The sequence below is a fragment of the Streptomyces glomeratus genome (assembly GCF_021462825.1).
GTDB lineage: Bacteria > Actinomycetota > Actinomycetes > Streptomycetales > Streptomycetaceae > Streptomyces > Streptomyces glomeratus.
This window is the reverse complement of the sequence record NZ_JAKEEB010000032.1, coordinates 1-24,460: the sequence shown is the minus strand read 5'-3', so window position 1 is coordinate 24,460 and position 24,460 is coordinate 1. Positions and strand designations below refer to the sequence as shown.

Here is a 24,460-nt window from a genome sequence, read left to right as displayed (position 1 = left end):
CCTTGGGATGGCGGACGCGGCTACGGCGGTCGTCCGCCTGCGTGCCAGGTGCTCGAGGACTTCGCAACCGTTGCGGAGGCCGACCCGTTCGACCGCGTCGCACTGACGACGCTAGGACGCCGGGAGTGCGGAGACGGATGGCCGGGCGCGCCACGACGGCCTCACATCAGGACATCGGACGGGTGACGGCCTGCTGCCTGCCGTCGTCGCATATTCGGAGTGCGGGCGGGTGACGCCGTCCTGATCCGAGGGCTTCGTGTCCGTCCGGTCCGGGATCGACGTCGTAGGGAATCTGGTTGTGATGGTGCGGCCGCGGGCTTGCGGCCGGAGAACCGACCCCTGGGAAGGAACATGAGCGACTACGATTTGTCGGACACCACGCGGTGGCAGTTTCCAGGGGTCCTGCGGACCTTGGGTCTGGTGCACGCTGAGTTGCGGGTGCGGCACGGTCTGTCGCTCCATGACTACCTCATTCTCGGCGCGCTCGCCGAGGCCGCGAGCGGATCTGTGCACGTTGCCAAGCTGGCGGCGTTCCTCCAGGAATCCGGGGATCGGATGTCCTACCTCCTCAGGGGTCTGCAGGCGGCCGGACTGATTGATCGTCATCGTCGTGCCGGAGACCGCAGGACGGTCGAGGCCACCTTGACCGACGCAGGACGCTCCAGGTTCGCCGCCGCCGAGACGTCCGCGCAGGCGCTGATGCGCCAGTACCTCGGTCCGGGACTGGACACCCAGGAGTCGTCCGGCCGATCGTGTGACGTCACTTGATCTGCTCCTTTTCCACGCCAACGGCTGTGGCCGGCGGACGGCACCTGGGCGCGGCTTGTGCGGCGAATCCAGCCCGTGGCCTACAGCGGGCCGCCCGACCGCCGCATCCCTCACGGCCATGGGCATCCCCGCCGAGGCCAACGCCTACCTGTGCGGCCCACCCGCCTTCATGGACGACCTCGCCGGCTTCCTGCGTGATCTGGGTCTGCGCCCCCGGCAGATCCATACGGAACAGTTCACCGCTCTCCCCGCCATCAACCCAGGCGTGACCGCCACCGCCGTGATCCGGCCCCACCGGCCACCCGGTCCCACCGCAACCGGGCCCCTCATCACCCTCGCCCGTAGCGGCATCTCCACCCCATGGTCACCCGCTCACGCGACCCTCCTCGATCTTGCCGAAGCGTGCGACATCCCCACCCGCTGGTCCTGCCGCACTGGCGTGTGTCACACCTGCATTCACCTCGTCGCAGGCGACATCACCTACACCACCCCACCCCTCGAACTCCCCGAGCCCGGGACCGTCCTGGTCTGCTGCAGCAAGCCGACCACCGAGGTCGTCCTCGATCTGTGATCGGCCGACAAAGCGGGTGAGGAGCCGGCTGACCAGCCACGTGGCCGTGGTGGATCGGAGGCGGACGCATTCGGAGTTGTCGGTGCGGGACGCGGTCGGACCGTCATCCGACTACGAGTTGAGCGACCACATCCCTTGTGGAGCGACGCCTTCGACCACGTCGCACCGACAACGCCAAGGCGCCGGGAGAGCTCCGATGGATAGGATCACGTGCCATAACTGCCGATAGGCGCCGCCGACGTCGTTCCACAGGTCCTGATGCCTAGGCTGTGGTGGCCGCAGTGTGGTAGAACTCGGCCGCGGTGACGCAGGCGGGAACGCCGAGTTCGGCGGCGACCGCGGTGATCGCCTTGTCGCCGACAGCGAGGTCGGCCTGGCCGTCCGTGGTGAAGTACGGCGCGATGAACGTGTCGTAGTGGGCTCGGGCTTCTTCCGCGGTCTGTCCGCCGAGGAACGTCTGCATGTGGCGCACCGTGGTGTCGGGGTCGTCGTGGATCACCTGAAGGGCGCGCCGATGGGCTCGTACGACCGCCTGGACCGCGGGGTCGTCCGGTGAGATGAAGGTCGGGTCGACTGCCACGCCCACGGTGGGAATCTGGAAGTGGTCGCCGACCCAGGCCAGCACCTGCCAGCCGTGCTCGGCGGCCACCGCCTCCGGTGCCATGGTGCTGCCGACGTAGGCGGCGTCGATACTGCCGTCGTTGAGCCGGCGCAGGTCCATACCGTAGTCGCCGGGAGAGCGGACGATGGTCTTCACGTCGCGGTCCGGGTCGAGGCCGGCCTTTCGCAGCACGATCCGGGCGAATGCGCCGGGCGGGGTGTGCGGGGCGTGGACCGCCAGCCGTCGCCCGGCCAGGTCGGCCAGGGAGGTCAGGCCGGGGCGGGCGAGGAACCAGAACAGCGGGCGTTGGGTGTTGACACTGAGTGCGACCCACGGGGTGCCGTCGGTCAGTCGTGACAGCAGTGCTCGGCCGAGCCCGATGGTGGCGCAGCGGCGCAGCCGTTCCACGTCCCAGGTGCAGCCGTCGCGCAGCGCGACGTGGACACCCTCCTCGGCGTAGTAGTCCTGCTGGTCGGCGATGTAGGCGGCGAGTTCTTCGTGTAGGCCCCGTCCGACGTAGGCCAGGTCGATCGTGTGCATGAACGTCTTTCCTTGATTGTTTAAGGGTTCGGCCGCGTGTGCGGAGGCCAGCGGTATGTCAGTACATGGCCATGCCGCCGTTGACCGCGGCCGTGGTGCCGGTCATGAAGGAGTTGTCCTCGGCGGCGTAGAAGGCGACCGCTTGGGCGACGTCGGCCGGGTGGGCCAGGCGGCCCAAGGGGGTGGCGGCCACCTGCCGCTGCCTCGTTGCGTCGTCGAGCACGGCATCGGCGGTGCGGGACTCCACCGGGCCGGGCGAGACGACGTTGACCGTGATGCCCTGCGGGCCGAGTTCCTGGGCGAGATACCGGGCGAACTGCTCGAGTGCGGCCTTGGAAACGCCCAGCGCGATCATGCCCGCCCGAGGCAGGCGGCTGAGTCCGGTGCCGATGTAGATGAGGCGTCCCCACCCTCGTTCGGTCATCGTGGGCAGTACGGCTTTGGTGACCGCGAACGCCGCATGCATCTCGGCGTCGATCTTGCCGCCCAGTTCTTCCCACGTCATGTCCTGGAACGGCTTGACCGCATACGGGATGAGCGCGTTGTGCACGAGCACGTCGATGCCGCCCCAAGCCGCCTGGACCTGTCCGACCATGCTCTCGACGGCCGCCTCCTCGCGCACGTCGGCCTGCACGGCCATGGCCTGGCCGCCTGCGGCCTCGATGTCGGCCACGACCTCCTCGGCCGCCTTGGTGTTGCGGAGGTAGTTGACCACCACGCGCATTCCTCGCGCGGCCAGAAGTCGCGCCGTGGCCGCGCCGATTCCGCTGCTGGCCCCCGTCACCAATGCCACCCTGCCGGTTGTCCCGGTCATGGGCCCACCTCCTGCTCGTCGTCGAGGGCCGTCGGGACGACCGCCCGGGGTTGTTCGTCGTCGATGCCCTGGCCTGTCGGGCGGATCGCCCCGTACAGCACGGTGTCGACGGTCGCCCGCAGCAGATCGGCCGCGGTCCAGTCCAGATCGCGCGGCAACTCCGACATGAGCAGCCGCTCCAACGCGCCGCGGGTGATCTCACTCAGCAGCTCGGGCGGCGCCGGCAGCAAGCCCTGCTGGTGTCCCTCCCGGAACAGCTCGTCGAGCCGCTGGTAGACCACCGCGTCCACACGCTGCTCCACGTACTGGCGCAGCATCGCGTCGCCCCGCCCGGTCGCGAGCTGAGGCGCGCCGATCCGTCCGAGCTCACTGCCCGCCGCGATCAGGAACCGCTGCACCCGCACAGCGAACGGCTGCCCTGCTGCGTCCTCGGTCGCCGCCACCAGCGTGCGCTCCACCGTGGCGAACTGGCGGTCCAGCACCGCGGCCAGCAGGCTGCGCTTGTCCGGGAAATGACGGTAGATCGTCTTCTTGCTCATCCCGAGCTCACGAGCGAGATCGTCCATGCTCACCCGCGCGAAACCCGACCCGAAGAACAGCCGGCCGGCCGCCTCCACGATCACGTCCGCACGCCGCTCGTCGCTGGGGGAAACTGAAGAAACTGGATTAGTTTCCATGGTTCCCATCGTTGCCCTCGGTCCCTGCGCTGTCAAGGCATGCCGTGCGGCCGCAGTGCCTGCCGTGCAAGCCCGGCCGGGGGCGCGCGCTATCCGGTGGTGGCAAGCCCGATGAGCAGCAGGGCGATGTCGTCCGTCCGGGGCGCGGTCTGCCGTGCATGGTCGATCAGGGTCGTGGCGAGCCGGTCCATGGGCTGGGCCGAGGCCCGGGCGAGCTGGGTGGCGAGCCCTGACATGGCGTCGTCCATGTCGACCCCGGGAGTCTCGACGAGGCCGTCGGTGTACAGGGCGAGGACGGTGCCGGGGGTCAGCGGGATCTCGGTGGCGGGATAGTCCGCGTCGGGGTCGATGCCCAGCAGCACGCCGGGTGGGAGCCGAAGGATCTCGGCGTGGCCGTCCGGGCGACGCAGAACGGGCGGGGGATGGCCGGCGGTGGCGAGGACGGCTCGGCGGTGTGCAAGGTCGAGATGGGCGTAGAGGCAACTGACGAAGCGGCCCGGGTCCATGGCGACCAGCTGGCGGTTGGCCTGGGCGAGGGCCTGTGACGGCGTGGCCCCCGAGGCGGCGTGCGAGCGGATGGCGGGGCGCACCCGGCCCATGAGCGCGGCGGCGTTGACGTTGTGGCCCTGGACGTCTCCGATGACCGCGGCGGCGGTGCTGTCGTCGACCCGGACCAGGTCGTAGAAGTCGCCGCCGATGTCCACGCCGCGGACGCTGGGCAGATAGCGGGCCGCCACATCCAGTCCGGGAAGGTCGGGCAGCGAGTCGGGGAGCAGGGCTGCCTGCAGGGTCTTGGCGAGTTCGTTGCTGGTGTCGTACAGGCGGGCCCGTTCCAGCGCCTGCGCGATCAGTCCCGCGAGCGCGATGAAGACGACCCGCTGCTGGTCGGGAAAGGGGTGGGGCCGGTCGAAGGCGAACACGCACGAGCCCACCGGACGCCCGGAGGCGATCAGCGGCAGAAACGCCCAGGCATGCAGACCCTTCTGGTGCGGGGCGGGCGGGTAGGCCCGGGACAGCTCGTCGAAGGAGGCGTAGAAGCTGGGCACGCCGGTGGCGAGGACCTGGACCGCGGGTGCCGGGTGGGTCAGCGGCACGCCGTCGAAGTGTTCGAGCAGCGAGGGGTTGTAGCCGCTGCGGCCGATGACCCGCATTCTGCCGTCCTCGGCTGCGAGCAGGGCGACGGTCCGGGCTCCGAACGCCGGCAGCATCTCCTCGGTGACCAGATCGACCACGTCCGAGACGCCCACGGTTTCGGAGAGGGCGGCGGCCAGGTGCAGTACCCGGTAGACCTCGCCCAGGCGGATCGGCTCGCCCTGGAACGTTTCCGTCCTGGTGGGCGCCGGCTGCGAATCTCCGCCCGGACCGGTCGGCGATATGCGGACGCTCACCCCCGAGTCGTCGGGGTAGAGCTCGAACGCGAGCCACTGGTCCGGTGGGTGCATGGCGGTGAAGTAACCGGGCTTCCGGCTGACCACGGTGGCGCGGAAGTGGTCCTCGAAGGCCGGGTCGGTGTGCCCGGGCAAGGACTGCCAGGGACTCGTGCCGATCAGATCGTCGGGGCTGCTCGCGCCCAGCAGGGCGGCGGCGGTGGCGCTGACGTAGGTGAACCTGCCCTCGAGGTCGAGGGAGCAACTGCCCCAGGGCAGCCGCTCGACGAGGTCGGCCGCGGCGAGCGCCTGGGCCGGCCCCCGCTTGCGGGCGGGCGGCTGCACCAGGGTGCGGGGTGTGGGTCCCGGACCGACGGCATGGCCGGTGCCGGCGGCGTCGCGCAGGAACCGTCCCAGACGCCGACCGGCGGCACGGACCCGTTCAGGGCTCGGGCCGTCGGCACGGGTGGAGCCGGCGCCGGGCCAGAACAGCAGCAGTGCGCCCCAGACCGTGGCGCCGGTGAGGAGCGGTGCCGCGGCCACCGCATGGTGGTAGGGCAGGGCGATCGCCGTGCGCGGGTAGCGACGCGCGAGCTCCTCCGGGTCGCCGAGCCAGACGAGCCGCCGCTCGCGCACCGCATCGGTCACGGGAAAGCGGCTCGACAGCGGGACCCCGAACCAGGGCGCGAGATACTCGGCCGGCATCCCTGCGGTCACCTCCAGCCGCAGGGTCTGCCCGTCGGACGCCAGCAGGAAGACCGCTCCCGCGTGTACGCCCGTGTCGCGCACGGCGAGCTCCAGCAGCCGGTCCAGCTCGGCACGACGCAGCGACCCGGCGGTGGGCGAAGGGGGGCGGGGCCCATCGGGCTGCGCCGTGCCGCCTTCCCGCATGGCGCACATACCAGTACCGTACGTCCGCACCTGCCGACCCCGCGCGGAAGCCGCTGCCGATCCCGGTCACGGACGCTGTTCCCCACGACGGTCTGCTCGTCCCGTGCGTGTCAGCGTTCGAGGACGAGGGCGAGTCCCTGGCCCACGCCGATGCAGAGGGTGGCTACGCCGGTCCCGGTGCCGCGGCGGGCGAGCTGGTGGGCGACGGTGCCGGCGAGGCGGGCGCCGGAGGCGCCGAGGGGGTGGCCGAGCGCGATCGCGCCGCCCTGCGGGTTGAGGATCGCCGTGTCGAACTCGGGCCACTCGGCGAGGCAGCCGAGGACCTGGGCGGCGAAGGCCTCGTTCAGTTCCAGAACGTCGAGGTCGGCGAAGGCCCGGCCGGCTTTGGCCAGGGCCCGGTTGACGGCTTCGACGGGGGCGAGGCCGAAGTAGTCGGGGTCTATCGCGGAGACTCCGGTCGCACAGACGCGCGCCAGCGGCTCGCGGCCGATGGCCTTCACGCCCTCCTCGTCGGCCAGCAGCAGGGCGGCGGCTCCGTCGTTGAGCGGGGAGGCGTTACCAGCCGTCACTGTGCCGTCTTTGGTACGGAAGGCCGGCTTCAGCTTCGCCATCGCGGCGAGGGAGGCGTCGGGGCGTACGCACTCGTCGGCCGCGAACAGCTGAAGGTCGCCCTTGCGCTGCGGGACGGGGACGGGCGCCAACTCGGCTTCGAACAGGCCCTCTTCCTGGGCGGCGGCGGCCTTCTGGTGGCTGTGCAGGGCGAAACCGTCCTGCTGCTCACGGCTGATCCCGTGCTTTTCGGCGATCAGCTCAGCCGACTCCCCCAGAGGGATGGTCCATTGCGGGTTCATTGCCGGGTTCACCATCCGCCAGCCCAGCGTGGTGGAGTACAGCTCGGCATGGGCCGCCGGGAACGGCCTGTCGTTCTTGGGCAGCACGTAGGGGGCGCGGGTCATGGACTCGACGCCGCCGGCGATGGCGAAGGAGGCGTCGCCGACGGCGATGGCGCGGGCGGCCTGGATCACGGCTTCGAGTCCGGAGGCGCACAGCCGGTTGACCGTCGCCCCGGGCACGCTGGTGGGCAGGCCGGCGAGCAGCGCCGCCATGCGGGCGACGTTGCGGTTCTCCTCGCCGGCGCCGTTGGCGTTGCCGAAGTACACGTCCTCGATACGCTTGGGATCCAACTGGGGTATGCGGGCCAGAAGTCCGCGGACGACTTGGGCGGCCAGGTCGTCGGGGCGTACGGAGGCCAGGCCGCCGTTGTAGCGTCCGATCGGCGTGCGCACGGCGTCGACGATGTAGACGGGGTTCATAGCAGGCCCTCCGTGACGGTCAGCTTGGCGTCGGTCCTGGTGATGATCTCCTCGACGTCGACGGCCGGTGCGCACTCGACCAGCACAAGCCCCTCGTCGGTGACGTCGAGGACACCGAGGTCGGTGATGATCCGGTTCACGCAGCGCCTCCCGGTCAGCGGCAGCGCGCACTCGGTGAGGATCTTCGGCGAGCCGTCCTTGGCGGTGTGCGTCATGACGACGATGACCGAGCGGGCACCGTGGACCAGGTCCATGGCGCCGCCGATCCCCGTGATCATCTTTCCGGGGATCGCCCAGTTCGCCAGGTCTCCTTGCTCGGAGACCTGCATGGCACCCAGCACCGCGACGTCGATGTGGCCGCCGCGGATCATCGAGAATGACAGCGCCGAGTCGAAGAAGGAAGCACCTGGCAGGACCGTGACGGTCTCCTTCCCGGCGTTGATGAGATCCGGGTCGACCTCGTCCTCACCCGGGTAGGGGCCGGTGCCCAGGATGCCGTTCTCCGACTCCAGGATCACCTCCACCCCTGGCGGCAGGTAGTTGGGGATCAGCGTGGGCAGGCCGATGCCGAGATTGACGTACTGGCCGTCGCACAGCTCACGCGCGGCGCGGGCAGCCATCTCCTCACGAGTCCAGGCCATCAGCTGCTCACCGTCCGCCGCTCGATCTTCTTGTCCGCCGCCTGCTCCGGGGTAAGGACCAGCACCCGCTGGACGAAGATGCCGGGCAGATGCACCGCGTCCGGCTCGATCTCGCCGGGCTCGACCAGTTCCTCCACCTCCGCGATCGTGACCTTGCCGGCCATGGCCGCGAGGGGGTTGAAGTTGCGGGCGGACTTGCGGAACACCAGGTTCCCGTGCCGGTCGCCCTTCGCGGCCCGCACCAGTGCGAAATCGGTGCGGATGCCGTGCTCAAGCACGTACTCGGTGCCGTCGAAGTCCCGCACCTCCTTGGCCGGCGAGGCCAGCGCGACCCCGCCGGAGCCGTCGTAGCGCCAGGGCAGCCCGCCCTCGGCGACCTGCGTGCCCACGCCGGCCGGGGTGTAGAACGCGGGAATGCCGGCACCCCCGGCGCGCAGCCGTTCGGCGAGCGTGCCCTGCGGGATCAGCTCCACCTCCAGCTCCCCGGCCAGGTACTGTCGCGCGAATTCCTTGTTCGCCCCGACATACGATCCCGTCACCCGTCCGATCCGGCCCGCCGAGAGCAGTACAGCCAGACCCGAATCCATTGCCCCGCAGTTGTTCGAGACGACCGACAACCCGCCGACGCCCCGCTCGTACAGTGCCTGGATCAGCACGTTCGGCACGCCACTCAACCCGAACCCACCCACGGCCAACGACGCGTCATCCGGCACATCCGCCACGGCCTCCAGGGCCGTATTGACCAATTTGTCCATATGCTTCGGATCCTCACATGCTCGCGTGAATTCTGGAGACCTGATTCCACGGTCCGAGGCCACGGTGCACTTGGCCATCCCGCAGATCGGCGATATTGGCGGCGATCCCAGGATTGTGCTGCCGGCCTTTGTTGTACCGAACCGGTATTTCACGTCCTTGCGGGAATGAGATGCTGACGTGACAGGCGGGTCACCCCATACGCCACCAGCGCGAGCCCGAATACCTGCAGGGTCAGCCACCAGCCACCACGGAGCCTTTCCCCGTAGAGCGTGACACCGAGAGCCAGGCTCACCAGTGTGTCGCCGAGGGTCAGGGCCGGCTGGGAGGCGACCAGTGGTCCGGACTGCATGGCGTTCTCCAGCAGGAACAGGGCGCACACGCCGAGAGCGGCGAACGCATAGGTCTGCCATGCGGCGAAGAAGGCACTCATACCCTGGCGGCTGAGGACGACGGTCGAGGACTTCATGAGCGCGGCAGTGAGGGAGTAGGAGACGGCGGCGGCCGACCCCAGGCATGCGGCGCGGCCAGGGCCGTTGGGCAGCTTGACCGCGACGCTGCACAGCACCGCCACGGCGAGCAGGCAGCAGGTTCCCACCGCCGTCCACCGGGCCGCAGGGGCCCGGAGAGTGCCACCGGTCGGCGCTGCCGCGAACAGCGCCAGGCCAAGGCCGACGGCGATACTGCCTACGGGCAGCCAGCCGGCCCTGGGCAACGGGCGCCCGAAGACGACGCTCGCGAGCAGCAGCACGAACGGCAACTCCAGCATGAAGAGCGGCTGCACGATCGCCAGCGCACCGGTGGCCAGCGCGGCGCCCTGGAACATCGCCGAGAGGACGACCCCGCCTATGCCGAGCAGCCAGACCGGGGTGCGCAGCAGGTCCCACATGAGGCCGATGCGCAGAGCGTTGGACTGCGGGACGAGGGTGGCGGCCCGGCGCTGCATCACCGTTCCCAGAGCGTTGGTTGCAGCTGCGAGGAGAGCGAAGATCGGCGACAGCACGGTCAGCATCGTTGTCTCCTGTCGGCGAGTGCATTGATCGATGATCGATCGCTCTGGGTCGTTCAGGGCCCTGCGAGAAGATCTCGCGCCCTCCGGCCCGGGGCTGTCCCGGACGCCGGGTCGGAGGGCTGTCAATGGGTGTGCAATGCGCTCCTGGAACACCGATGGCCCCTGCGTGCATCCCGTCCGCCGCCGTCGTCCGGGGTGACCTCGATCACCAGCCGTGGTGAGGACTCGCGCAGTACTGTGCCGACGGCTGTCTGCGCGATGTCGGCGATCTCTCGAGTGGCGGCTTCCCGGGGTGGTGGCGACGGCCGGGCCTCAGCCGTGGATCAGGTGCGTGCCGGACTGCCGGCACCTGGCCTGGGAAACGCACGAAAAGCGCCCGGATTCCTGGGTTTGCACGCTCCCTTGCGTGAACCCTCGCCGCCCGTCAATGCGGACCCATCGGACGTCGTTCGGTGATTTCGACAGGCATATGCCGCCTGACAGACTTCCGGAACCACCATCCCAGTTCCTGGGCACCCCCGGCATCCCGCAGATGGGTGATATCCGTCGAGAGCCGGAGGCCCGCGCGCGGCGCCTGTCCCACGAACAAGGTATTTCACCGCCGGCGCTCGTTATCCCTCGCGGATTCCGTTGACCCCCGTCATTCAGGCATCGAGAGTCTTGTTTCCAAGCAGACGGCGGGACTGGGGAAATACTCATGAAGACATTCGTGCATCGGGGACAGATCACCAAGGTGGTCTTCGGCAGCGGTACGCGCAGCCGTATCCCTGAAGAGGCTGATGCCCTCGGATGCCGTCGGGTGCTCATCCTGTGCACACCCGGTCAAGCGGGCCAGGCAATGGAGGTACACGACCTACTGGGTACGGCGGCGGTGGGAACCTTCACGGAAGCTGCTCCGCACACCCCCGTCGAGGTCACGCAGAAGGCGGTCGCATATGCCAGGACCGTGAGAGCGGATTCGGTCCTCGCCATCGGTGGTGGCTCGACGATCGGCCTCGGCAAAGCGATCGCCCTGCGGACCGGGGTGCCACAGCTGGCGCTGCCCACCACGTACGCCGGCTCGGAGATGACGCCGATCCTCGGAGAGACCGAAGGGCGCCGGAAGACGACCCGCCGACTGCCGGAAGTGCTGCCGAAGACCGTGGTGTACGACGTCGACCTGACGTTCACGTTTCCCGCGGCGGCATCGGTGGTCAGCGGCATCAACGCGATGGCGCACGCCGTGGAGGCCCTCTACGCACAGGACCGGGACCCGCTCGCCTTCCTGATGGCCGGTGAAGCGCTCGAATCCCTCATCCGCTCCCTCCCGGTCGTCGCACAACGTCCGGACGACCGCGAGGCGCGGGCCGACGCCCTGCACGGGGCGTGGCTGGCCGGCACGTGCCTGGGCACGGTGGGCATGGCCCTGCATCACAAGGTGTGCCATGTGCTGGGCGGCACGTTCGGGCTTCCGCACGCCGAAACCCACGCTGTCGTCCTGCCGCACGTGGTCGCCTACAACGCACCGGCGGCGCCCGAGGCCATGGCACGCATCGCCGAGGCGCTGTCGGCGGTTGATGCCGCCAGCGGTCTCTTCGACTTCGCGGGAAGGCTCGGCGTCCCCCGGGCACTGCGGGACCTCGGCATGCCGGAATCGGGCATCGAGCAGGCGGCCGAACTCATCGTGCGGGACGGCTACTGGAACCCGCTACCGGTCCAACGGACGGCGGTACGCGCCCTCCTGGCCCGCGCCTGGGCAGGGCAGCAGCCGTGCACATCACCCGGCGACGGACATCCCCGGACCATGTCCGCGACCCACCAGCCAACCACCACGGGAGCGCGTCATGCGTGATCTGACCAGCGACACCATCACCGAGGCCGTGATCTCGACCATGCGGAACACCAAGGACTCCCGCGTCGCCGAGATCCTGGAATCACTGGTGCGGCACCTGCACGCCTTCGTCCGCGACGTCGAACTGACGCAGGACGAATGGGCCCGGGGAGTCGACTTCCTGACGCGCACCGGGCAGACGTGCACCCCGACGCGTCAGGAGTTCATCCTGCTGTCCGACGTGCTCGGCGTCACCATGCTGGTCGACGCCCTGACCAACCGACGCCCCAGCCAGGCCACGCAGAACAGCGTGCTGGGCCCGTACTTCAGAGAGGACCGGCCGCAGCAGGCCGACGCCGCCGACATCTCCGGAGGTCTGCCCGGTACCCCGCTGTTCTTCGAGGGACGGGTCGTGGACCACGAGGGAGCGCCGGTCGCAGACGCGGCGGTGGACGTCTGGCACAGCGACTCGGACGGCCACTACGACATGGAGGTACCCGGCCTGGACGAGCCGGCCATGCGCGCGCTGTTCCGTACCGACGGGACAGGGCACTTCGGTTTCCGTTCCATTCGCCCGTCCAGCTACCCGATCCCCGGTGACGGCCCGGTCGGCGAACTCATGAGCGCGACCAGCAGGTCGCTCATGCGTCCCGCCCATGTGCACCTGTTGATCGAGGCTTCGGGATTCCAGCGCGTGACCACCATGCTCTTCCCCTCGGACGACCCGTACCTGGACACCGATCCGGTGTTCGGCGTCAGGCAGTCGCTGATCGAGCGCTACGACACGTACGCGGCCGACGCCGGGCCCTACCGGGGAACGACCGAGGTGCCGTACACCCGGCTGCGCCACACCTTCGTCCTCGAACCCCTCGTCACGGACTGATCCCCACGGCGTCACCACGACGAGAGCCGGTCATCCATGAGGACGGCCGACGTCGAACACTCCATCACACCGCGGGGTTCGGCCCCGCATTCACGGAGGTCCTCAGATGAGTGAAACCCTCGACAAGGTCTTCGGCTTCCGCGCCACGATGAGCCGACTCGCCACCGGCGTCAGCGTGATCACCACACGCTCGGGCAGCACGGCCATCGGCATGACGGCGAGCGCCGTCTCCGCGCTGTCCCTCGAGCCGCTCCAACTGATCGTGTGTATCGGCAACCAGCTGTACACGCGAACCGCGATCGCGGAGCACGGTCGCTTCGCCGTCAACGTCCTCGGCGAGGACAGCGAGCACCTCGCGCGGAACTTCGCCGTTTCCAAGCCGGACAAGTTCGCGGGTGTGGAGATCATCGACGACCACGGCGTGCCGGTGCTGAAGGACGCCATCGCGGCTGTCGTGTGCGATGTCGCCGCGGCACTGCCCGGCGGCGATCACACCATCTTCGTGGGCGACGTCCGCCACTTCGAACACCGGGTGGAAGGCCGGCCGCTGCTCCACTTCGGCGGAGACTTCGGCACGCTCAGGCCCCCCTGCTAGCGCTGGTGACAGCGGCCCGACGGAGGCTGCCGTACCCCTGACCCGGACCACTACGGCCCCCGGCGTCCGCCTCCTGCAGGCGAGCCACGGACGCCGGGGGCTCAGCTCGTCCCGACGACTCCACCGAAGGTGCCATGACCAGCTCCGTGCCGACCTTCAAGCTGCGTCCTGCGGACCAGCCCCCGCACCTGCTGACCCGCCCCCGGCTGCTGCGCCGGCTGGACGCGTCGGCCGAGCCCGTGGTGGTGGTCTCCGCGCCCGCCGGTGCCGGAAAGACGGTGCTCCTGACCGAGTGGGCGCGAAGTCTCGCAACTCGTGGCGCGTGCGCCTGGCTCAGCCTGGACGCGTACGACAACGCCCCGGGCCGGCTCTGGGCCGGCATCCTGCGGGCATTGCAGCACGTACGACCGGAACTGCCCGACCACCCCCACAGCGGCGAGTGGACACTCGACGCGTGGCTCGAGGAGATCCTGCCGAGCCTCGTGACCGGACTGGACGGACAGGGACCGCTCGCGCTGATCCTCGACGGAGTGGAATCGATCACGGACGTCGACGCGGTCCGCAGCCTTTCGGACTTCCTGACAAGGCTTCCGCAGGGCTTTCGCGTCGTTCTGTCGACCCGTCACGTACCGGGCGGACCCGTACCGACCCTGCGCGTTCGGGGTGCGGTCGCGGAACTCGACCAGCACGACCTGGCCTTCACCCCCGAGGAGGCGCACGCCGTGCTCACCGATCTGCTCGGGTCCGCTCCGGCCCCGGACACGTCGAGCGCGCTGTACGAGGCCACCGAGGGGTGGGCGGCGGGAGTGTGCATCATGGGCCGTACCCTCGCCCGCTCGTCGGACGACGCCGATACGAAGGCCGGCCTGGCCCGTGGCAGGCGAGCGGTCACCGAGTACCTGGCCGCCGAAGTGCTCCACCGGCTCACCACCGAACAGCGCCGGTTCCTGCTCCGCACCAGTGTGCTCGACGAGCTGAGCGCCGGGCCGTGCCGGGCCCTCGCCGGGGACCGGGCGGGCGTACTGCTGCGTGAGCTCGCACGGACCGTCCAACTGCTCGTACCCGTCGCCGCAGATCCCTCGGCATACCGGCGTCATCGCGCACTGTCCGCGCTGCTCTGCGACCTCCTCGGATCCGAAGGGCCGGAGGCCGCCGTACCGTTGCACCGATCGGCGGCTCGGTGGTACTCACGGCATGGCGAGACGACCGCGGCCGTACGGCACTGGGTGCGGGGCGGTGACGAGGCCGCCGCCGTCGCGTCGATACTCCAGGACTGGGAACAGGCGATCTCGGCAGGCCGCAGCCGGGAGGTCGCGGGGTGGCTTGAGCTCTTGCCGCCCCGCACGGTCGCCGCCGACGCAAGACTGTGCGTGGTGGCGGCGATGGCGGCCCTCTCGAGGGGCGCTCCGGAAACGGCCCGGCGCTGGCTGGACGTGGTCCGGCTCAGGGAGCCGGGAGCGGAGACGGTCGGCGAGGGCAGCACGGTGTCCGATGCGGCAGCCGTCGCCCAGGCCGTGGCCTGCTGGCTCCAGGGGGAGATCCTGACCGGCGACCGCCTCGCCGAAACCGTCTTCGCCGGCACCGTCCCGTTGACTTCCTGGCGTGCCCTGGCCTGCACGGCCCGCGGTACCGCTCTGCTGTGGACCTCGCGGTACGAGGAGGCCGAGGCGCTGCTCGGCGAGGCGACCCGTGACGCGCATGCCGCCGGGCACGGCCTGACGCTCGTCCGCGCGCTGGGCCTGCGGGCGCTGTGCGCCCTGCTGGCCGGACGCCATGGGCCGGCGCGCATGCTGAGCGACGAAGCCCTGGACGCGGCCGGGGCGGCCGGCCTGCAGCGGCACTTCGTCGTGGCGCCCGCCTACATCGGCAGGGCCGGCCTGCTCCTCGATGAGGGACGGGCCGACGAGGCCGAACGGACCCTGGCCGACGCGGAAGCGGCGCTGGCGGACTCGTCCGGGACCGGCAGCGAACCCCAGATGCACGCCTGGTACCACGTCACACGGGCACGACTTGCCACTGCTCGGCACAACACGGCCGCCGCAGGGGAGGCCCGTGCGGCGGCCGAGCGGGCAGCGGCCCGGTGCGAGTCACCAGGAGCACTGACGAAACTGCTCGGGCGAGTCGGCGAGGACACCGTCGTGCCGCTGGTCGTGTCCGGCCCCCAGGAGCTGTCGCTCGGGGAGCGCCGGGTGCTCCGCGCCCTGTGCGGTCCGCTGACACTGCGTGAGATCGCCGCCGAGTTCTATGTGTCCCACAACACCGTCAAGACACAGGTACGGGCGATCTTCCGCAAACTCGGCGCACACGACCGGAGCGCAGCGGTCGCCAGGGCCCGGGAGTGCGGCATGCTCTGACCCGGGCCCCGGCATCCTGCTACGAGGCGTTCTGACGAGAGGCGTCTTGGCGTCGGGCGTAGTCCGCCTGGGCCAGGTACGCGGTCTCCTGCTCCCCGTCGCTGCTCACGCTCTCGATGCCGCAGACCTTGCGCGCGAGGTCCGCCATGCTGCCGGTGGGGGACATCTCGGCACGTTTCATCGTGAGGCTTCGAATGGCCAGCAGGGGCGTGCCGTTGAAGTTCTCGAAGGTGCTGATGCGGTCGCCCCAGTCGGACAGGAACATGTCGCGGATCACTCGGCTGATCTTCAGCCGGTCGTGCGGCCTGCCCACCGGTCCGGTCTGCAGCGCCGCCAGCCACGGCCGCAGTTCGGGCCGCTCCCACTGCCCCTCGGTGGGATAGATGAGCGCGGCACGACCGGACAGGTCGATGAGCTCGTGGGTCAGGTCGGTGATGTGCTCGATGTAGTACGCCCGCCCGAAGTCGAACATCAGGACGTTCGGCTTGTAGATGCCGCCGGGAGTGAAGAACCCTTCGTCCTCCGAGGCGATCACATGCGCCTTGAGCGTCTGGAGGAAGCCGGCGAACCGGGCGATCCGGGCCTGGACGGGGGGCAGTTGGTAGGTGCCGATGTGCTCGGTGATCAGCAGGGCCAGACCGAGCATCAGCTCGGCCTTCACCATGGCACGCACCAGCGAGTGGTAGTGCAGCCAGTCGAAGACGCGCTGCGGGTACAGCGAGGCGTGCTCGGGGTTGCCGATGTGGAAGACACGGTTCCAGGGGATGAGTACGTCCTCGAACACGATGATGCTGTCCAGCTCGTCACCCTGCGAGGCGAGCGGGTGCTCCACCTCCTCGCCGTCGCGGACGTTGCTCTCGCGGCAGATGATGGTGACCCCGGGGGTGTTGGGCTTCACCGCCCCGTAGATGATCTGCTCCGACACGATACCGGGGCGGTAGAAGACGCCGATGTGGATCCAGTCCCCGAAGGCCGCGCCGGTGCTGATCGCCTTCACACCCCGCACGGTGATGCCCTCGTCCGAGGTGGCGACCACCCGCAGCGCGGGGGACTGGGCCTGTGCGGAATCGCGCGAGCGGTCCGCCTGCGGGTCGACGAAGGCCGGCGTCGCGTTGAGGTCGCCGTCCCGCATCACGTTCCAGAAGTCGAGGATCCCCCCGGTGAGGTCCCGCCCGTCGGTCCCGACGGACTGACTGCTCCAGGGCTCGGGGTCGTCGACGTAGGTCAGCAGGACGTAGTTGTTGACGTCCGGTGTGCGCGGGATCGCACCGCCGCCCAGTTCCCGCTGCACCGTCTCCATGTAGCGCCGCTTGCGCAGCAGATCCTCCTTGGAGCGGTGCTGGAACCATGTCATGGACCGCCGGACACCGTCCTCGTCCACGAACGTCATGACGTCCTCAAGGTCCGGGCGGTGGTGCAGATCGTAGAAGTCGGCGATGCTCCGGGCGTACGCCCTCGTCCTGGGGTGCGTGGCCACGTTGTCGACGAGCTCGTCACCCACCCACACCGTGCGGCCGTCGTTCAGCGCCGCCAGGTATTCCTTGCCTGTACGCACGTCATGTTCCTCTCGGGGGCAACAGATCTGGACGCCCCGAACCATGCGTCGCGACGGGGTGAGCGGACGGCGCGGAACCGACAATCACCCGGGTGAAAGCGCCGGGCACACGGGAACCGGCGTTGAGGGGGATGTGGCCGTGCGGCATGCTGGGCCCCATGCGCAGCACAGACCCCGCGGGCGACCGGCCCGGTGGGCGTGGGAACCAGGCCATGAAGGGGCTGCGCCTCAGGGGACGGGGCCGCGAGATGGCCGCTGTCCGTGAGGCCCTGGACGCGGTGCGTGGCGGACGGGGCGCCTGCGTCGTCGTGGAAGGCGCACCCGGCGTCGGCAAGAGCCGGCTGCTCGCGGAGCTGGACGACCTGGCACGGCGGTCCGGGTTCGACGTGGTGTCCGTACGGGCCGACGAACTCGACCAGTACGCCGCCGGAGCCGCCCTGCAGTCCGCCCTGCAGTTCTCCGACGGTTCCGAACGAGCGGCCGCGGCCACCGACGACCAGCGGCTGTGGCTGCTGGACAGCATCACGGACGCTCTGGAGGACCGTGCCCAGCGCGCCCCGGTGGCCGTGCTGGTGGACGATGCGCAGTGGGCGGATCCGGCCACGCTCCTGGTACTGCGCACCCTGCCCCGGCGACTGGCGGCCTCGCGGATCCTGTGGGTCCTGGCGGTACGGTCGGAGACCGAGCGGCCGACCGTTGCCAGGGTGCGGGAGGACCTCGAACGCCTCGGGGCCCGGTGGCTGACCCTCGGCCCCCTGCCGCAGCAGGAGCTGCATCACATCGCGGCCGAGGTCCTCGGGGCCAAACCGTCGCCCGGGCTGGCCCGGCTTCTGGGGGGCGTCGCGGGCAATCCGTTCCTGGCGATCGAACTGGTGCGCGCCTTCGCCGACACGGACGCCGTCAAAGTGGAGGCGGGCGTGGCTAGCCTGCTGCACGACGGCATTCCCGTCGGCTTCCGGCGGAGCGTCGCCGCGCGTCTGGACCGGCTCCCGGAGGATGCCGTGCGCCTGCTCCAGATCGGGTCCGTCCTGGGCCGGGAGTTCGATCTCGGTACGGCCGCCCGCATGCTCGGCAGGCAGACGGGCAGCCTGCTGTCGGGCGTCGAGGCGGCGCTGAACGCCGGTCTGCTCTCGGGCGACGGGCCGCGACTGGCGTTCCGCCACGACCTCATGCGGCAGGCCGTCCACGAGAATCTGGCGCCGGCCGTACGGACCGCTCTGCACCGGGAGGCCGCCGACATTCTGCGTGGCATCGGGGCACGTTCGGCCGAGGTGGCCTGGCACGTCGTCCTGTCGGGCGGCCCGGTCGACGACGACGCCGTGACCACGTTGACCACCGCGGTACGGGAACTGTCCGCGTCGGCCCCTGACGCGGCCGCGGACCTGGCCCAGCAGATCGCCGGACTGCTGCCCCTGCACGACCGGCGGCGCATCGCCCTGCTGACCGACGCCGCCGAGTACCTCGGCCGGACCCGCCGGGTGCACCAGGCGCTCGAGCTGGTCGACGCCACCCTGTCGGACCGGCTGGAGCCGCTCCAGGAGGCGCGTCTGCGCCTGGTGGCCGCCGAGATCCACCAGGCCGCGGGGGACGACGCCGCCGCGATGACGCATCTCCAGCAGGCTCTGGCCCTTCCGGGGTTGCCGGCCGACCTGCGGGTCCGGCTGCTCAAGACCAAGGCGACGGGTCACGTGTACCTCGGGGACATCACCGCTGCCGAGCAGACCGACGTCGGACTGGTCGAGGCCTCCTACCGCAGCGAGGACCCGGCCGTCGTCGTCAGCGCCATGGTGTTCCAGTCGCAGACGTTCTTCTACCGTGGGCGTCTCGCCCGCGCCCTCGAGCTCGCCGAGGAGGCCACGGCACGCGCCGGCACGGAGTCCGGCGTACTCCACCTGCGGCCGCCGCGGATTCCCGCGCTGTGGCTGGCCACGGTGCTGTCCGCCACCGACCGGCTCGCGGACACCGAGCGGGTGCTGCGGGAGGGGCAGCGCGAAGCGGAGGCGCTGGGCCTGGGCTGGTCACTTCCCCACTGGCATGCGAGCCGTGCCTGCGCGCTGTACGAACAGGGGGCGCTGGACGACGCGGCGGTGGAGGCCGAGTCCAGTCTGATGGTGGCCGACGAACTCGAGATCACCCAGCTGAATCTTCAGGCCCTCTCTGTGCTGGTGTTGGTGGAGATCAGACGCGGTGACCTCGCGAAAGCCAGGGACCAGCTCCGTGCCGCCGAAGCCGGTTCCGGCACGAGTACGCAGAGGTTCGGCCTGTGGGTGTCGCTCGCGCGCGCCTGCCTGGCCGACTCGGAGGGCCGGGACGCCGCAGCGGCAGCGGCGCTGGGCGGCAGCTTCGCGGACGCCGAGCCGACACAGCTGCTTGCGGTGCCTCCGTCCCACTGGCCCGGGATCGCGCGCATGGCGCTCCGCGGCGAGGACCTGTCGCTCGCGCAGGCCGTCTCCGGCGCGTTGCGCACCCTCGCCGAACAGGACGGCAGCCAGCAGATCATCGGGACCGTCCGTGCCCATGTGGACGGCCTGCTCCACAACGACCGGGGTGCACTTGCGTCCGCCGTCACCGGTTACCGGAGCACCGGCAGGCGGCTGGCCCTGGCCGCGGTCTGCGAGGACCTCGGGGATCTCGTGGCCGCGTCGGGCGACACCACGTCGGCGATCCCGTACTTCGAAGAGGCGGGTGAGCTGGCGTCGGCTTCCGGAGCCCTGCGCGATCACGAACGGATCATGCGGCGTCTCAGACAGTTCGGCGTGCGCACAGCTGCCCCACGGCACCACACGACCGGCGCACCGGGATGGGAGAGCCTGACCGAGTCCGAGCGGAAGCTCGTCCCGCTCGTCGTGGAAGGCCTCACCAACCGGGCCATCGCCGACCGGCTCTACGTGTCCGTGCACACCGTCAACACCCATATGAAGCACATCTTCACCAAGCTCGGCATCAACACACGCGTCGAGCTGACCCGGCTGGCGATCGAACGGGGCGGCATCTCCGACGGGGCGCACTGAGCGACGCCTGCGGCGGCGGGGCGCGGCGGCGAGGATCCCGTGAATGGGCGATGGCGGCGCCTGACGTACCGGTGATGCTGGTCGCGACGGCGCCACAGGCACGGCGCCGTCAGCGATCCGATCACAAGCGGACGGCTAAGCCCGGAGAGCGACCGGGCCGCGTACCAGGCGCTCGAGAAGGAGTACCGGCGTGGCAGGACTTTCCCCCGTGCCGCGGACGGATGGTCAACCGCGGCCCGCGTCATTCGGCACCGGCACGTGGATATGGGCCGCCTTCCGCCCATGGCGGCTCTAGCTGCGCCGGCCAGCCTGTTGCTCGCGCGGTGCTGTTCCGGTCCCCTCCTGTGGGGCTCGTCGGGGCGACCACGACGGCTGTCTATCTGCTCGCTGCGAGTGCCCAGTTCCTCTGCTTCGCAGTTCGCCGAATCACCTAGATGCCAAAGCCGTACAACCGTAAGAGGTTCACCATGTCACTCGCACTCGACCCCGTAGCCCAGGACCTTCTGTTCCGGGAGGCTCGAACCGCCAACACCTTCACCGACGACCCGGTGACGGACGAGCAGACGAAGGCCATCTATGAACTGATCAAGTACGGCCCCACCAGCATGAACCAGCAGCCGCTGCGAATCCTGCTGGTTCGTTCCGCCGAGGCGCGTGAACGCTTGATCGGACACCTGTCCGAGGGGAACCGCAAGAAGACCGCGGCCGCCCCTCTCGTCGCCATCCTCGCCGCAGACAACGAGTTCCACGAGGAACTGCCCAGCCAGTTCCCCCACTTCCCGCAGGCAATGGATCTCTTCGCCGAGCGTGCGGTGCGTGAGCGTTCCGCAAGGCTCAATGCGCTCCTCCAGGTCGGCTACTTCATCATCGGCGTCCGCGCGGCCGGCCTGGCCGCGGGACCGATGACCGGCTTCGACGCCGAGGGCATCGACAAGGGGTTCTTCAGCGATGGCGAGCATTCTGTTCTCGCCGTCGTCAACATCGGCAGGCCGGGCGAGAATGCCTGGTTCCCGCGCTCCCCACGCCTGACATACGCCCAAGTGGTCACGACCGTCTGATCCACTGCCAGGCATCTGCGCTCCGGAACCCCTCCGGTCATCCACGCGTCCGCAGGCCCGGGGGGAGGGTCTCCCCCTCCGGGACCGGTTCCGTCGAGCTCCCGGCGGTGTCGCCGATGGCGGTGTGCGCGGGCGGCCATGGCAGCAGGGCGATCAGGGAGTGTGCCCGATGGATGAGGAAGGCGGCGAGCGGCAGTTCGGTGGCCAGGGCAAGGCCCCCCGCCATCCAGACCTCCTCAGTTCCGAGGTCGAGCGAGATGTCGAACCAGGTGTCGCAGATCAGCAGCACCGCTGTGGCGTGCGCGTACAGAATGACCGAACGGCTGCGGCGCCAGGCCAGGAACGCCGTGGACGCCAACGCCATGATGAGCAGCACGTCGAATCCGACCCAGGTCAGGCGCCACTCGTGCACGTGGTGGGACGGCGGCAGCGTCATACCCAGCATCACGGTCCACGGTATGAGACAGGCGGCACACGTGGCGAGCAGCTCAGCGGTGTGCCTCCTGCGGCGGTCCGGCGTGAGGCCGCGGCGGCCGGTGTGTTCCTTGGTCACTTGCGGTCCGTCCTCACGCACTTCCTCCTGCACCGGCCGGTTTCCCGGATTCCACATGGGCACAGCCGTATACGTCGTTCCGGGTATTCCCGCGGTGTGCCACCGAACCTCTCGGGCCGCGGGCGATGCCGGTGTCACCCAGTGGCTGCGGCGATCCGGGTGACCGCTTCGTCGAGAGTCAGGGCCTCGGGCCCGGTGATCTCCAGGGTCGCGCCGTCGTGCTCGGAGCGGGGACCGTCCTCGAGGGCGACGGCCGTGATCACGTCGGCGATGTCCTCGTGGGTGACGAAGGCGGCCGGGCCTGTCGTCGCAGGGCCGCTCACGACAAGTTTCTCGTTGACGAGGGCGGCAGGCGTCGCCGTGTAGAAGCCCGCCCGGAGCACTGTGTGGCGGATCCCGGTCCCTGCCAGGAACTGTTCGGTCAGCCACTGGTCGCGGGCGTTGAGGTAGGTGGCGGTGGGCGCCGCGCCGACGAGGGACACATACAGGACCCGGCCCACGCCGACCGCGATCGCGGCCTCGACCGCGGTGGCGTGTTCTTCCAGCCGGCGACCCGTACGGTGTCCGGAGACCAGGATGAGGTCGACGCGCCCTCGAGCGCCCTGCGCATGTCTGCGGCGTCGGCGTAGGCGGCCGGACCGTGTCGCTGGGCGCCTGGCAGTTCGGCCATGCGGTCGGGACTACGTCCGACGAGGAGTTGCGGGACGCCGTGGCCGGCGAGTCGGGCCGCGATCCGGGTGCCGAGCGCACCGGTCACCCCGGTGCCCGCCACCGTGGCGTGATTCTTGTCAGACATGTGTTTCCCTCCAGCCCGGGCCGCTGCCGATCCCGGCATTCTTGTTTTCCGCATACGTCCAGCAAAGAGAGCGATGGTTTCGGCCGCATCCTCCGGCCGTGCGATGGCGCCGGGGGCCACCGCCACGCGGGGGCGGCGGCTTCCCGGGAAACCAAGATCGTCGCGGTGTGCATCGAGCAGGGCGCGTCAACCGCGTCGGCCCCGGCTGGCGCCATCCGTGTGGTCTCAAGATCCGTGTCTCGCGTGTCCGAGGTCGAAGCGTTGAGTGCCCGCGCGGACTGATGTCCCGTTGCGCCGGTCATGCAGGGTGAAGTCGGCCCGGACGGCCACCCCGGACTGCAGCAGCTTCTGGTGGACGAGGGGGTCTCGGGCTGGGTGCGAGACGACGACGCTGATGTATCCCTCGGGCAGACCGGTCACGGCGTACTCGCCCCGTGCGTTCGTCGTGGTCCGCACCAACTGCCGGCCGCCGGTGTCCATGACGGTCACCGCGGCATGGCGGACGGGCTGCTGTTCGCCGTCGCGGACGGTGCCCTCCAGCATCGGCAACGGCTCGCCGAAGTGGTGCGGGTGGACCGGCAGCGGGGTCGGTGTGGGCGCCTCCAGGGACGGGTCCTCCACCGGCGGTTCGGGAATGTCCTCCGGCTCGTCCTCCGTTCCCCGTCGTACGGCCATGCGGTGGTGGTGCCAGGCGTCGAAGCCCAGCAGCGCGGAACCCGCGGTGATCCACCCGCACAGGACGAGGACCGGTTTCAGCACCCCGGCGCCGTCGAAGTACAGCACTCCTCGCAGGGCGTCGACCGCGTTGCCCAGCGGCATGACGGCGTGCAGGCCCTGGAAGAACCTCGGCAGCAGCTGGACGGGGACCAGGCCGCTGGAGGGAACGCTCAGCACGACGTACAGACCCAGACCCGCCAGCGGGAAGAAGTGCTTGACGAAGGGCGCCATGCCGAGGGAGAAGGTGGCCACCGCCGTGGTGAGCAGGAAGGCGATCGCCAGCGCCACGGGGTTGTTGGGGAAGAAGCCCAGGCCCACGCCGACGAAGAAGCCCACCACGCTGAAGAGGGCGGCCACGCCCGCGATCGACACCAGTTTGCGTCGCCGGTTGAAGGTCACCGCCCGCAGCAGGGTCGTCGCGAGTATGTAGCCGGGCACGTTCCAGGCGATCCCGAAGTACACCAGGGTCGTGCCGAGTTCGTCCTTGCTCACCGTGGGCGCCACGTCGGTGACCGTGAGCCTCTGGTGGTCGTGCGCCGCAAGCTGGGTGAACCCCTTGGTCAGCGCCTCCTCCAGAGATGCCCCGTCGGCCTTGGCCACGTACAGCACAGCGTGTCTGCCCTCGGCGGCGAAGCCTGCCACGGCGTTCCGGTCCCGCACCGCCCGGCGGGCGTCCCCGGCGTCTGCCACGGCGGTGACGTCGAACCCGCCGGGATGCTTTCGCTGCAGAGCGGTGTCGATCTTGCGTTCCACCGCTGGATCGGCGACCACGAGCTCGGCATGGTGGGGCTGCGGCTGGTGGAAGGCCATGGGGAAGCAGAAGAGCAGGCCGAGGAAGAGCAGCGCCGGGATCGTGAGGGTCTCGACGAGGACTCTGGCCACGGATATGCCCCGGGGCCGCTCGATCCGGTGTTTCACAGGACCACCCCTTGGCCGCCACGGCCGGCCGTGCTGCAGAGCCCGCGGGCCATACGGCCGACCGGATGCCCGGTAGGCCCGGGGCCGCCCCTCCGGTGCCGGTGGTCCTGCACTCTTCGCGGTCCAATCAGTTTCACGGCGCCCCTCTCGGCTGTGCCGCGCCCGGCCGTCGCCATGGCGCCACGCGATTAACGTACCGATCGGCACAGCTACGTCTGCTGGACCATACGCGTACCGGTCGGTACAGTCAAAGCGTGCCTCG

20 protein-coding genes are annotated in these 24,460 nt (G+C 70.0%); 8 read left to right on the top strand and 12 right to left on the bottom strand.

Features of this window, described 5'->3' with window-relative positions; genetic code table 11:
• The first annotated feature begins 351 nt into the window (after window positions 1-351).
• On the top strand, window positions 352-768 hold the full coding sequence (locus tag LZ604_RS27830) for a MarR family winged helix-turn-helix transcriptional regulator (protein WP_234518374.1): 417 nt from the start codon (window positions 352-354) through the stop codon (window positions 766-768).
• A 118-nt stretch (window positions 769-886) separates the two neighbouring features.
• A complete protein-coding gene (locus tag LZ604_RS27825) occupies window positions 887-1,339 on the top strand; it encodes a 2Fe-2S iron-sulfur cluster-binding protein (RefSeq protein WP_234518372.1) in 453 nt (150 codons plus the stop codon).
• A 262-nt stretch (window positions 1,340-1,601) separates the two neighbouring features.
• Here the strand turns inward: LZ604_RS27825 and LZ604_RS27820 are convergent, their stop codons facing one another.
• The 8 genes from LZ604_RS27820 to LZ604_RS27785 all read right to left on the bottom strand — a co-directional run bounded on the left by LZ604_RS27820 (window position 1,602) and on the right by LZ604_RS27785 (window position 9,948).
• Window positions 1,602-2,480 (bottom strand): ABC transporter substrate-binding protein, encoded by an 879-nt coding sequence (locus LZ604_RS27820; protein WP_234518371.1) that lies wholly within the window; start codon window positions 2,478-2,480, stop codon window positions 1,602-1,604.
• Window positions 2,481-2,538: 58 nt separating this feature from the next.
• A complete protein-coding gene (locus tag LZ604_RS27815) occupies window positions 2,539-3,294 on the bottom strand; it encodes an SDR family NAD(P)-dependent oxidoreductase (protein ID WP_234518370.1) in 756 nt (251 codons plus the stop codon).
• The gene (locus LZ604_RS27810) at window positions 3,291-3,971 is read right to left on the bottom strand and encodes a TetR/AcrR family transcriptional regulator (protein ID WP_234518369.1); all 681 of its coding nucleotides are present in this window, start codon (window positions 3,969-3,971) and stop codon (window positions 3,291-3,293) included. Before LZ604_RS27810 ends, LZ604_RS27815 begins: the two co-directional genes overlap by 4 nt.
• 89 nt (window positions 3,972-4,060) lie before the next feature.
• Entirely contained in the window at window positions 4,061-6,238 is a 2,178-nt protein-coding gene (locus tag LZ604_RS27805) for a SpoIIE family protein phosphatase (RefSeq protein WP_234518368.1), read from the bottom strand.
• A 101-nt stretch (window positions 6,239-6,339) separates the two neighbouring features.
• Window positions 6,340-7,542, bottom strand: coding sequence for a thiolase family protein (locus LZ604_RS27800; RefSeq protein ID WP_234518367.1), 1,203 nt, complete (start codon window positions 7,540-7,542; stop codon window positions 6,340-6,342).
• Window positions 7,539-8,183, bottom strand: coding sequence for a CoA transferase subunit B (locus LZ604_RS27795; protein WP_234518366.1), 645 nt, complete (start codon window positions 8,181-8,183; stop codon window positions 7,539-7,541). Before LZ604_RS27795 ends, LZ604_RS27800 begins: the two co-directional genes overlap by 4 nt.
• Window positions 8,183-8,938, bottom strand: coding sequence for a CoA transferase subunit A (locus LZ604_RS27790; RefSeq protein ID WP_234518365.1), 756 nt, complete (start codon window positions 8,936-8,938; stop codon window positions 8,183-8,185). The genes LZ604_RS27795 and LZ604_RS27790 overlap by 1 nt, the downstream gene beginning before the upstream one ends.
• Before the next feature lie 149 nt (window positions 8,939-9,087).
• The gene (locus LZ604_RS27785) at window positions 9,088-9,948 is read right to left on the bottom strand and encodes a DMT family transporter (protein ID WP_234518364.1); all 861 of its coding nucleotides are present in this window, start codon (window positions 9,946-9,948) and stop codon (window positions 9,088-9,090) included.
• Between the two features lie 697 nt (window positions 9,949-10,645).
• On the opposite strand from LZ604_RS27785, the gene LZ604_RS27780 reads away from it, so the two are divergent.
• The 4 genes from LZ604_RS27780 (at window position 10,646) to LZ604_RS27765 (ending at window position 15,590) form a co-directional block, all read left to right on the top strand.
• Window positions 10,646-11,779 (top strand): maleylacetate reductase, encoded by a 1,134-nt coding sequence (locus tag LZ604_RS27780; RefSeq protein WP_234518363.1) that lies wholly within the window; start codon window positions 10,646-10,648, stop codon window positions 11,777-11,779.
• Window positions 11,772-12,641: a dioxygenase family protein gene (locus LZ604_RS27775; protein ID WP_234518361.1), complete on the top strand. Its 870-nt coding sequence runs from the start codon at window positions 11,772-11,774 to the stop codon at window positions 12,639-12,641. Before LZ604_RS27780 ends, LZ604_RS27775 begins: the two co-directional genes overlap by 8 nt.
• A gap of 106 nt (window positions 12,642-12,747) precedes the next feature.
• Window positions 12,748-13,236 carry a flavin reductase family protein gene (locus tag LZ604_RS27770; protein WP_234518359.1) on the top strand — a complete coding sequence of 163 codons (489 nt, stop codon included), beginning with the start codon at window positions 12,748-12,750 and terminating at the stop codon, window positions 13,234-13,236.
• 134 nt (window positions 13,237-13,370) lie between these two features.
• Window positions 13,371-15,590 (top strand): helix-turn-helix transcriptional regulator, encoded by a 2,220-nt coding sequence (locus LZ604_RS27765; RefSeq protein WP_234518357.1) that lies wholly within the window; start codon window positions 13,371-13,373, stop codon window positions 15,588-15,590.
• 19 nt (window positions 15,591-15,609) lie between these two features.
• On the opposite strand, the gene LZ604_RS27760 is transcribed toward LZ604_RS27765, so the two are convergent.
• Window positions 15,610-17,145, bottom strand: coding sequence for a 4-hydroxyphenylacetate 3-hydroxylase family protein (locus LZ604_RS27760; RefSeq protein ID WP_234518356.1), 1,536 nt, complete (start codon window positions 17,143-17,145; stop codon window positions 15,610-15,612).
• A 158-nt stretch (window positions 17,146-17,303) separates the two neighbouring features.
• On the opposite strand from LZ604_RS27760, the gene LZ604_RS27755 reads away from it, so the two are divergent.
• On the top strand, window positions 17,304-20,156 hold the full coding sequence (locus LZ604_RS27755; RefSeq protein ID WP_234518354.1) for a helix-turn-helix transcriptional regulator: 2,853 nt from the start codon (window positions 17,304-17,306) through the stop codon (window positions 20,154-20,156).
• 467 nt (window positions 20,157-20,623) lie between these two features.
• A complete protein-coding gene (locus LZ604_RS27750; protein ID WP_234518353.1) occupies window positions 20,624-21,214 on the top strand; it encodes a malonic semialdehyde reductase in 591 nt (196 codons plus the stop codon).
• A 37-nt stretch (window positions 21,215-21,251) separates the two neighbouring features.
• Here the strand turns inward: LZ604_RS27750 and LZ604_RS27745 are convergent, their stop codons facing one another.
• The 3 genes from LZ604_RS27745 to LZ604_RS27735 form a co-directional block, all read right to left on the bottom strand.
• Window positions 21,252-21,767 carry a hypothetical protein gene (locus LZ604_RS27745; protein WP_234518351.1) on the bottom strand — a complete coding sequence of 172 codons (516 nt, stop codon included), beginning with the start codon at window positions 21,765-21,767 and terminating at the stop codon, window positions 21,252-21,254.
• A 134-nt stretch (window positions 21,768-21,901) separates the two neighbouring features.
• Entirely contained in the window at window positions 21,902-22,312 is a 411-nt protein-coding gene (locus tag LZ604_RS27740; RefSeq protein ID WP_234518452.1) for a Rossmann-fold NAD(P)-binding domain-containing protein, read from the bottom strand.
• A 476-nt stretch (window positions 22,313-22,788) separates the two neighbouring features.
• Window positions 22,789-24,198, bottom strand: a complete 1,410-nt coding sequence (locus LZ604_RS27735; protein WP_234518350.1) for a carboxypeptidase regulatory-like domain-containing protein — start codon at window positions 24,196-24,198, stop codon at window positions 22,789-22,791.
• Window positions 24,199-24,460 lie beyond the last annotated feature (262 nt).